This is a genomic window from Roseobacter sp., from assembly GCF_045106495.1.
Lineage (GTDB): Bacteria > Pseudomonadota > Alphaproteobacteria > Rhodobacterales > Rhodobacteraceae > Roseobacter.
This window is the reverse complement of sequence record NZ_JBGCEQ010000043.1, coordinates 1-8,655: the sequence shown is the minus strand read 5'-3', so window position 1 is coordinate 8,655 and position 8,655 is coordinate 1. Positions and strand designations below refer to the sequence as shown.

The window sequence follows — 8,655 nt, the reverse complement described above, 5'->3', positions numbered from 1 at the left end:
GTCTTCGAACTTGATCGCACTGGCGCCTTTGGGCACAGCCACATAGGTAGTGCCGCTTATCACGGAATGCGGATGAATATGGGATGTGTGGATGCCACCGGGGGGCAGGATGTTAATCCAGATGTCTTCGAGTTTCAGCTTGCGGCCACCAAGGTCGAACTCAAGGTCTTGGGCAAATGTTTTCACGTGTTTGTTGAGTGTCTTGACCAAGTCTTTGAAAATGGGAAAGCGGTAGGGCAGATCGGTCAGGGAGGCATAGCTGGTGTAGCCGGGAAAGCCATTTTCGTCGCACCACTCCTGTCCGGCCTGGTCGTCCTCGGCGATGGACCAACAAGAGGTGCTGAGCTCGCTAACGTCAATTGGCGCGCCTTTCTCAGCCAATACGGCGTGGTAGAGGCGGGTCACAAAAAGAGAAGATATCTGGGGCATCAGATGACACTAACTTAGAAGGGGATGCAAAAACAATGCGATGTTATTGAACAAGAATTACCGGACTACGCTAACTGGTGCCAAGAATTGAGTTCCCTAATCGCACTGAATCATGGGCCGCGCCGAGATTTTCCGCAATCCCTTGTGAGCCTATTTCGTTGGGTATTGGATATTGGATATTGCGCAGTATTTCTTTCCCATCTTGTTCGGATTGAAAATCCCTTCGATACGGGAGTTTGCAATGGTTGCTGGGATTAACTCGTTTCAAAATAATCTTCCGTGCACCAGTATCTTTGTGCGCTCTTGCGAGCCTTTACTGAACCATGCCGTTAAAACTATTTGGCAGGCAATGCCCCTTAAGCCTTTGGCGAAGAAGCTATGCTTTGGCCCAAGGATCACAAGCGCGTGCTATTTTCAGGTGCGCCAGCACACTTTTAGCTTCTCTTCTAAACCTGGCCATAACAGACTATTTTGAATCTTCTCTGCTATTCCAACACAACTATTTTAGTGTGTGTGAGCGCCCATATTTGGCAAGCTTGGATTGAGAGGTCGTGAGCGCATTCACAGCGTTGCAACGTATATCGGATAGTTTGCTCAGATCGGCGGGCTGGTTCAAATAATCACACTATTTAGAAAGTTTTGCCTTGGGATCAGAGCAGAACCTCTATTTCGTATTGAACTTGTATCCAACAACAAGGGAACGGTTGCATAGCCATTGTTCACTACTGCGACGCTCAGATTAGCGTGGCATCGAGGCATCAGTTCGCCAGTGGTCTTTTTTTCACGTCATTTTTGACAAACGTCTTCGGGATGGTTCCCTGTCCAATCACAGCGCATAGCCAACTTGCAAATCTTGGAACCGATTAACCACCAAGAACCTCCTGCTGTATTTCTGCTTCTTGAAATCCGGCTTTGCCCACTGTTTTAAAGGCGGCGACCATTTTTTGAAGGTTCTCAGCTTCAGAGCTTAGGGACGTGCTGACGGCAGTGGTTTCTTCTACCATCGCCGCATTATGTTGCGTCGTTTGGTCCATTGAGTTGACCGCTGAGTTGATTTCCTGAAGCGCCGTGGCTTGCTCTTGAGCGGCATGCGTAATTGTTCCGACCAACTTGCCGGTTGAAGCAACATTGGAAACGATTAACTCCAAGGCTTCCCCAGCGCGTTCGACGAGTTCTACGCCTGCGTTTACTTGCGTGTCACTTGATGTAATCAGGGTGGAAATATCCTTGGCTGAGTCCGTGGCGCGTTGCGCCAACGCCCGAACTTCTGATGCGACGACTGAAAAACCGCGGCCTGCGTCTCCTGCGCGAGCGGCTTCCACACCCGCATTCAGTGCAAGCAGATTGGTTTGAAAGGCAATGTCGTCAATAACTTCAATAATTTTGGCTATTTTGGCAGAAGACTCAGCAATTTTGCCCATCGCTTTGACAACATCGCGCACAGTTTCACCGCCTGCTTCTGCACCTTTGCGGGCCTCAACAACCGCACTATTAGCGTCTTTGGCGTTCTCTGCCGTCGAGTTCACGGTTGCAGTAAGCTCATCCAGTGCGGCTGCAGTTTCTTCCAGTGTTGCAGCCTGTGTCTCAGTCCTGCGCGCGAGCTCGCCTGATGCGGCACTGACTTCTGACGCATTGGACGATACACCAATGACCGTTTCGTCGACACTTTTTATCAGACCTGACAATCGCTCAACGGCCTCATTGAAGTCCACACGCAATCGCTCATATTCACCTTCGAAGTTGGCAGTGATTTGACAAGTAAGATCGCCTTCGGACAAGCGGTTTAAGTTTTGCGCCAGTTCTCTTACTACGGTTTCCCGAACCAACTCTTCTTTCTGGCGAGCATCCTCGGCTTCAATCCGTGCAGCTTCAGCTGCCGTTTCGTTGGTCGCAATCAAAACGACTTTAAAGGGCTGACCGCTGCCATCCACAATCGGTGTTAAGTTAGCGCGCAGCCAAACATTACTATTGTCCGCGGCAATGAGCTTTAGCATTGCATATTGCGCCTGCCCATCCTTGAGCGCGTCGCAGACCGCTTTTTGGTCTTGTCGTGTTGGTTCGTCTGCTGCCAGGAAACTATCGTATTGGCGTCCTGTCGCTTGTACGTCATCAAGCTTGAGAAGCTTCAAAAACTGGTTGTTCGCGCGAATAATGCTGCCGTTTAACGTGTATTCTACCATGCATTGGTCTTGGTCGATCGCCTTGATGACGCCTGCATGCAACCGTTCAGCTGTCACGTCGCGCCATTGCAAGACGTTGCCTGCATAAGAACCATCTTCGGCCTGTACGTATGAAGCGTTCAACTCGAATTTCAGATCTCCAATACTGATATCGGTGCGCCAAGGCAGTTTGGAAGGATCTGCAAGGATGGCGCGTTAATGCGCCGGGTTTTTATGGAAACGGTCAACTGAGAAGCCCACCATTGATTTGGAATCGAAGTCAGGCCAGACATCTTGGAAGGTGCTTTCGTGCAGGACTACTAGTTGCTGCGCAGCAGAATTGCATGACGTAACAACCATTTCAGGATCAACAATCATCATGGCCGAGTTGCTGTCGTCGAAAGCAAAGCTCTTTGAAAATGCTTCGACCAGTTGGGCGTCTGCTGACTTTAGCTCGTTGCGCATTGTTTCCAACGAGCGTGACAAGTCGCCGATCTCTGATTTGACCGCAACGGTTTCTATTTCGGTGTCAAAATCTTTTCTGGCAACATTGGCCATGGCTTCGTTGATTGCATCGATGTGCCTCGAAAAACGCCGTGTAATAAAGTAGGCCACAGTCATACTGAGCAGCAAAGACAACCCCGCCGCCGCTGCAAATACAACTTCACGAAACAACGCGGACTGAGCTTCCTTTTTGTTGAGCGCCGAAATTCCTTCTAAAAGGTCGACTTCGACAGTGCGCAGGCGTTCGATCCATGCTGTCGACGTTGCAAACCAGTCGGGACCGCTGATCTGTGACATGTCACCGCCTTTTACGCTGGCAAATGCAATCTGGCGCAGGTTTTCGACGTCTGAAGCCTCGGTAAACTCGGAGAAATCGAGCGCGGGCATCGCTTCGGCGGCATAGAGTTCGGATTGGTGAAGCGCAAAAGCCTGCTGTGCCCCAAAGCCGACGAACTTGCGAAATATGTCTGGTGCGAACGACCCTTTGCCAAATCCCGCGGCGCCCATTGCGCGTTCCAGACCTGCCGCCTCTTTGCCTTCACTCAACGCCACATAACTTGCGCCGGCGAGTGCAACACTTCCCAAGTGGATTTCCGCAAACGTGATGTCTGTGATCGACAGGGCGTCTGCAATAAGGCTGGTGTAAAATCCAGCCACTTCCGGAACGCTCGTCTCCAACGATGTGACGGCTGTGCGCATCGCCAGCAATCCTTCGAGATCATGGTCGATTGTTGCAAGCCTGTCGGGGTATTCGACGGCCAGCAAGTCATGGATCTCCGAAAATTTCTCCAGCATGAGATCAACATTCGCGCGTTGCTCGGGCAAGACATCCCCAAAATTGCGTCCACCTGACCCGACGTGCCCAGCGGAATATCCACGTTCCACCTGGAGCTCGTGCACAAGTGAGCTGACGACTTCTGCGTAGCCCAGTGCCGTTTGCACTTTCTTGGTTTCAGTTGCATCTGTGATGGCCTGTGAAAGTCCGATGCCGGATACCACAGTCAATCCGATAAGAGGGATGGCTACGATCGTCAGGATTTGTTTGCGAAGCTTCATGGGGCACCTCAGTGATCATATCTGCATTCGGTGCGCTCAATTTGTTAACAATTCGTTCCCAAAAAATTTTGCGTTTTTGCCAATTCTTTGTGCTAAAACGCTCTAAATCGGGGCTTTTTTGGAAAGCGCTTGGCGATTTCAAGAAAATTTTACTGAGAATCGGGGCTTTTTTTGGGCTGGGGATGCGGTTTCGAAGTCGTCGGAAGATCATCGCCGCACCTGCAGCTTGGACTGTGACGCATTCGATCCGAGCGCTGGATGGGTGATACTTGCAGTCTCATTTAGCGGCCAATTGCCCTTGGCCATGCCATTGCTTGAGTGGCTCGGATGTACCTGGCCGCGGAGCGATATAGTCTTTGCCAAAAGGGGTTGCGGTGCGTGCGACATCGGCCTATACGGCCACTTCATCATGAACTCCACGGGAATCAGGGTGACCAATCGCATTGCAAAGCTGATGTGCGTTGGGCCTGCCCGTGATGTTGAAAGGAAAACGGCGATGGACGCCAAGGAATTGCACGACAAAACGCCAGACCAGCTGCGTGAAGAGTTGGCCAACCTGAAAAAGACCTCCTTCAACCTGCGCTTCCAGCAAGCAACGGGTCAATTGGAGAATCCAGCACAGATCCGCAAGGCACGTCGCGATGCCGCGCGAGTGAAAACTGTGTTGAACCAAAAAGCTGCTGCTGCAGCGTCTGAATAAGGAGAGCACCTATGCCAAAGCGTATTCTGTCCGGCGTCGTGACCTCTGACGCGAACGCACAAACAGTCACAGTTTCGGTGGAGCGTCGCTTTACGCACCCCATTTTGAAGAAAACCATTCGTAAGTCCAAAAAATACCGGGCACACGATGAGAAGAACACATTCAAAGTGGGCGACAGCGTTCGCATTGTTGAATGTGCACCCAAGTCCAAGACCAAACGTTGGGAAGTACTGGAAGCCGCTGAGGCCTAAAGTACCCCCTGCTTAATCGAAACCCTAGGGATAAGGCACGCATCGCCCCCTAAAGGTCGGGAGAAACCAAATGATCCAGATGCAGACCAATCTGGATGTAGCTGACAATAGCGGCGCACGCCGTGTTCAGTGCATCAAGGTACTGGGTGGTTCCAAGCGTAAATACGCATCCGTCGGCGACGTTATCGTCGTGTCGGTCAAGGAAGCCATCCCGCGCGGTCGCGTGAAGAAAGGCGACGTCCGGAAGGCCGTTGTCGTACGCACCGCCAAAGAAGTCCGTCGCGAAGATGGCACCGCGATCCGATTTGATCGCAATGCCGCCGTTATTCTCAACAACAACAACGAGCCCATAGGTACCCGTATCTTTGGCCCAGTTGTGCGTGAATTGCGTGCGAAAAACTTCATGAAAATCATCTCGCTTGCGCCGGAGGTGCTGTAATGGCTGCTAAACTTCGCAAAGGTGACAAGGTCATCGTTCTGGCCGGCAAGGACAAGGGCAAAACGGGTAGCATCACGTCTGTAGATCCGAAATCCGGTAAGGCCATTGTGGGTGGGATCAACGTTTCCATCCGTGCCACGCGCCAGTCCCAGGAAAGCCAGGGAGGTCGTATCCCCAAGCCGATGCCGATGGACCTGAGCAACCTCGCTTATGTGGACGCCAAGGGTAAGGCGACACGCGTTGGCTTCAAAATGGAAGGCGACAAGAAAGTACGATTTGCCAAAACAACGGGGGACGTGATCGATGCTTGATAGTGCAACATACACGCCCCGCCTGAAGGCGATGTATCACGATACGATCCGTGCCGCGATGAAAGAAGAGTTCGGCTACAAGAACGACATGCAGATCCCGCGTCTGGACAAAATTGTCCTGAACATCGGATGTGGTGCCGCTGCCGTACGTGACAGCAAGAAAGCCAAATCTGCGCAAGCCGATCTGACGCTGATTGCCGGGCAAAAAGCATTGACCACAACGGCCAAGAAATCCATCGCCGGCTTCCGGGTGCGTGAGGACATGCCGATGGGCGCGAAAGTGACCCTGCGTAGTGACCGCATGTATGAATTTCTCGACCGTCTCACCACGATTGCCATGCCTCGCATCCGCGACTTCCGCGGCGTTTCAGGCAAGAGCTTTGATGGACGTGGCAATTATGCCATGGGCCTCAAAGAGCATTTGGTTTTTCCAGAGATCAACTTCGATACAATCGATGAGAACTGGGGAATGGACATCGTGATCGCCACGACGGCGCATACCGACGCTGAAGCAAAGAGCCTGTTGAAAGCTTTCAACATGCCCTTCAATTCATAAGCGCGGGAGGGATTTAGATATGGCTAAAAAAGCAATGATCGAGCGCGAGAAGAAGCGCGAAGCTCTGGTGAAGAAATATGCTGCAAAGCGCGCCGAGTTGAAAGCGATTGTAAACGATGAGAGCAAGCCGATGGAAGAGCGTTTTCGCGCATCCCTGAAGCTGGCAAAACTGCCCCGCAACTCCTCGGCCGTGCGTTTGCACAACCGTTGCCAGCTGACGGGCCGTCCTCACGCCTATTATCGTAAACTGAAAATTTCGCGGATCGCACTTCGGGATCTTGGCTCAGCAGGCCAAATCCCCGGTATGGTCAAGTCGAGCTGGTAAGGAGCGCATCAGATGAACGATCCTATCGCAGATATGCTGACACGCATCCGTAACTCGCAACTGCGTGGTAAATCCACTGTCATGACGCCCGGCTCCAAGCTGCGCGCTTGGGTGTTGGACGTGCTGGCGGACGAGGGTTACATCCGTGGTTATGAGAAAACCACTGGTGCCGATGGTCATCCGGCCATCGAGATCAGCCTGAAGTACTATGAAGGCGAACCTGTCATTCGCGACTTGAAGCGGGTTTCCAAACCCGGTCGTCGCGTTTACATGGGCGTCAATGACATCCCGGTTGTCCGTCAGGGTCTGGGCGTGTCGATTGTCTCCACCCCTAAGGGTGTGATGTCGGACCAAGCAGCACGCAGCGCCAACGTTGGTGGCGAAGTGCTCTGCACCGTCTTCTAAGGAGCGCAAGATGTCTCGTATTGGTAAAAAACCGGTCGATCTGCCCTCTGGTGTAAGCGCATCAGTCAGCGGTCAGACCATCGAAGTCAAAGGCCCCAAAGGCACGCGTACATTCAGTGCAACGGATGATGTGACATTGGCCGTCGAAGACAATGTTGTGACCATCACGCCGCGCGGCAAATCCAAACGCGCGCGTCAGCAGTGGGGCATGTCCCGGACCATGGTCGCAAACTTGGTCACAGGTGTCACAGATGGGTTCAAGAAAGAACTTGAAATCCAGGGTGTTGGCTATCGTGCCGCAATGACTGGCAACACGTTGAGACTGAACCTCGGTCTCAGCCATGATGTGGATTACACGCCGCCCGCGGGCGTCACGGTAACCGCACCGAAGCAGACCGAAGTGATTGTGGAAGGCATTGACGAACAGCTTGTTGGTCAGGTCGCCGCGAATATCCGCCAATGGCGTAAACCAGAGCCCTACAAAGGCAAAGGGATCCGTTACAAAGGCGAGTTCGTTTTCCGCAAAGAAGGCAAGAAGAAGTAAGGACGCAGAAAATGGCAAACAGCAAAAGACAACTGTTCTTGAAGCGCCGCCTGCGCGTTCGGAACAAACTCCGCAAGGTCAACGCTGGACGCGTGCGCCTTTCGGTGCACCGCTCCAACAAAAACATCTCCGTTCAATTGATCGACGATGTGGCTGGCGCAACTCTTGCCTCCGCATCAACGCTCGAAAAAGCACTGGGTGTGGTTGGCAAAAACAACATTGAAGCAGCAAGCAAAGTGGGTGCGGCTATTGCCGAGCGCGCGAAGAAGGCTGGTGTTTCCGAAGCGTATTTTGATCGCGGCGGTTTCCTCTTTCACGGAAAGGTCAAGGCCGTCGCCGACGCCGCACGTGAAGGCGGTTTGAAAATCTAAGAGCAAAGCGGCCTGGGCCACCTTTGTAACGAAAAGGGCAGGCGGCTCACGAAGGGCCGCCTCGATGATCCGGGGGCTTATGCTCACTTGGATTGAACAAACGGGCGCTTGCCCAGAAGTTGAAGGATGTTCTCAATGGCAGAACGTGAAAACCGTCGCGGCCCACGCCGTGATCGTGACGAAGCACCGGAATTTGCCGACCGCCTGGTCGCAATCAACCGCGTGTCCAAAACCGTAAAAGGTGGTAAGCGCTTTGGTTTCGCAGCCCTTGTGGTTGTTGGTGACCAAAAAGGCCGTGTTGGCTTTGGCAAAGGGAAGGCGAAAGAAGTTCCTGAGGCCATCCGCAAAGCAACCGAGCAGGCAAAGCGTCAAATGATCCGTGTGCAATTGCGCGAAGGTCGGACGCTGCACCACGATATGGAAGGCAGACACGGCGCCGGTAAAGTTGTTATGCGCACTGCACCCGAAGGAACGGGTATCATCGCAGGTGGTCCGATGCGTGCCGTATTCGAAATGCTGGGTGTTAAGGATGTGGTGTCGAAGTCCATCGGTTCTCAGAACCCTTACAACATGATCCGCGCCACGATGGACGGGCTTCGCAAAGA

13 protein-coding genes are annotated in these 8,655 nt (G+C 52.7%); 10 read left to right on the top strand and 3 right to left on the bottom strand.

Going from position 1 to position 8,655, the window contains the following annotated elements; translation table 11 throughout:
* The 3 genes from AB8B75_RS20170 to AB8B75_RS20160 form a co-directional block, all read right to left on the bottom strand.
* Positions 1 to 429, bottom strand: a 429-nt coding sequence (locus tag AB8B75_RS20170; RefSeq protein ID WP_405364708.1) for a TIGR02466 family protein, incomplete at its 3' end; no start/stop codon positions are given.
* A gap of 863 nt (positions 430 to 1,292) precedes the next feature.
* Positions 1,293 to 2,732, bottom strand: a complete 1,440-nt coding sequence (locus AB8B75_RS20165; RefSeq protein ID WP_405364706.1) for a methyl-accepting chemotaxis protein — start codon at positions 2,730 to 2,732, stop codon at positions 1,293 to 1,295.
* Positions 2,733 to 2,804: 72 nt separating this feature from the next.
* On the bottom strand, positions 2,805 to 4,148 hold the full coding sequence (locus tag AB8B75_RS20160) for a nitrate- and nitrite sensing domain-containing protein (RefSeq protein WP_405364704.1): 1,344 nt from the start codon (positions 4,146 to 4,148) through the stop codon (positions 2,805 to 2,807).
* 496 nt (positions 4,149 to 4,644) lie between these two features.
* Here AB8B75_RS20160 and rpmC point away from each other — a divergent pair, with 496 nt between their 5' ends.
* The 10 genes from rpmC to rpsE form a co-directional block, all read left to right on the top strand.
* Positions 4,645 to 4,848, top strand: a complete 204-nt coding sequence (gene rpmC / locus AB8B75_RS20155; RefSeq protein WP_405364710.1) for a 50S ribosomal protein L29 — start codon at positions 4,645 to 4,647, stop codon at positions 4,846 to 4,848.
* 11 nt (positions 4,849 to 4,859) lie between these two features.
* The gene (rpsQ, locus tag AB8B75_RS20150) at positions 4,860 to 5,099 is read left to right on the top strand and encodes a 30S ribosomal protein S17 (RefSeq protein ID WP_405364702.1); all 240 of its coding nucleotides are present in this window, start codon (positions 4,860 to 4,862) and stop codon (positions 5,097 to 5,099) included.
* 70 nt (positions 5,100 to 5,169) lie between these two features.
* The gene (gene rplN, locus AB8B75_RS20145) at positions 5,170 to 5,538 is read left to right on the top strand and encodes a 50S ribosomal protein L14 (protein WP_121899038.1); all 369 of its coding nucleotides are present in this window, start codon (positions 5,170 to 5,172) and stop codon (positions 5,536 to 5,538) included.
* Positions 5,538 to 5,849 carry a 50S ribosomal protein L24 gene (rplX, locus tag AB8B75_RS20140; protein ID WP_405364700.1) on the top strand — a complete coding sequence of 104 codons (312 nt, stop codon included), beginning with the start codon at positions 5,538 to 5,540 and terminating at the stop codon, positions 5,847 to 5,849. The genes rplN and rplX overlap by 1 nt, the downstream gene beginning before the upstream one ends.
* Positions 5,842 to 6,405 carry a 50S ribosomal protein L5 gene (gene rplE, locus AB8B75_RS20135; RefSeq protein WP_405364698.1) on the top strand — a complete coding sequence of 188 codons (564 nt, stop codon included), beginning with the start codon at positions 5,842 to 5,844 and terminating at the stop codon, positions 6,403 to 6,405. Before rplX ends, rplE begins: the two co-directional genes overlap by 8 nt.
* Positions 6,406 to 6,424: 19 nt before the next feature.
* Positions 6,425 to 6,730, top strand: a complete 306-nt coding sequence (gene rpsN / locus AB8B75_RS20130; RefSeq protein ID WP_405364696.1) for a 30S ribosomal protein S14 — start codon at positions 6,425 to 6,427, stop codon at positions 6,728 to 6,730.
* 12 nt (positions 6,731 to 6,742) lie between these two features.
* Positions 6,743 to 7,135 carry a 30S ribosomal protein S8 gene (gene rpsH, locus AB8B75_RS20125; RefSeq protein WP_405364694.1) on the top strand — a complete coding sequence of 131 codons (393 nt, stop codon included), beginning with the start codon at positions 6,743 to 6,745 and terminating at the stop codon, positions 7,133 to 7,135.
* Positions 7,136 to 7,145: 10 nt separating this feature from the next.
* Complete coding sequence (rplF, locus tag AB8B75_RS20120; RefSeq protein ID WP_405364693.1) at positions 7,146 to 7,679, top strand: 50S ribosomal protein L6; 534 nt, start codon at positions 7,146 to 7,148, stop codon at positions 7,677 to 7,679.
* 11 nt (positions 7,680 to 7,690) lie between these two features.
* Positions 7,691 to 8,050 (top strand): 50S ribosomal protein L18, encoded by a 360-nt coding sequence (rplR, locus tag AB8B75_RS20115; protein ID WP_405364691.1) that lies wholly within the window; start codon positions 7,691 to 7,693, stop codon positions 8,048 to 8,050.
* Positions 8,051 to 8,185: 135 nt separating this feature from the next.
* Positions 8,186 to 8,655, top strand: a 470-nt coding sequence (gene rpsE, locus AB8B75_RS20110) for a 30S ribosomal protein S5 (protein ID WP_405364689.1), incomplete at its 3' end; no start/stop codon positions are given.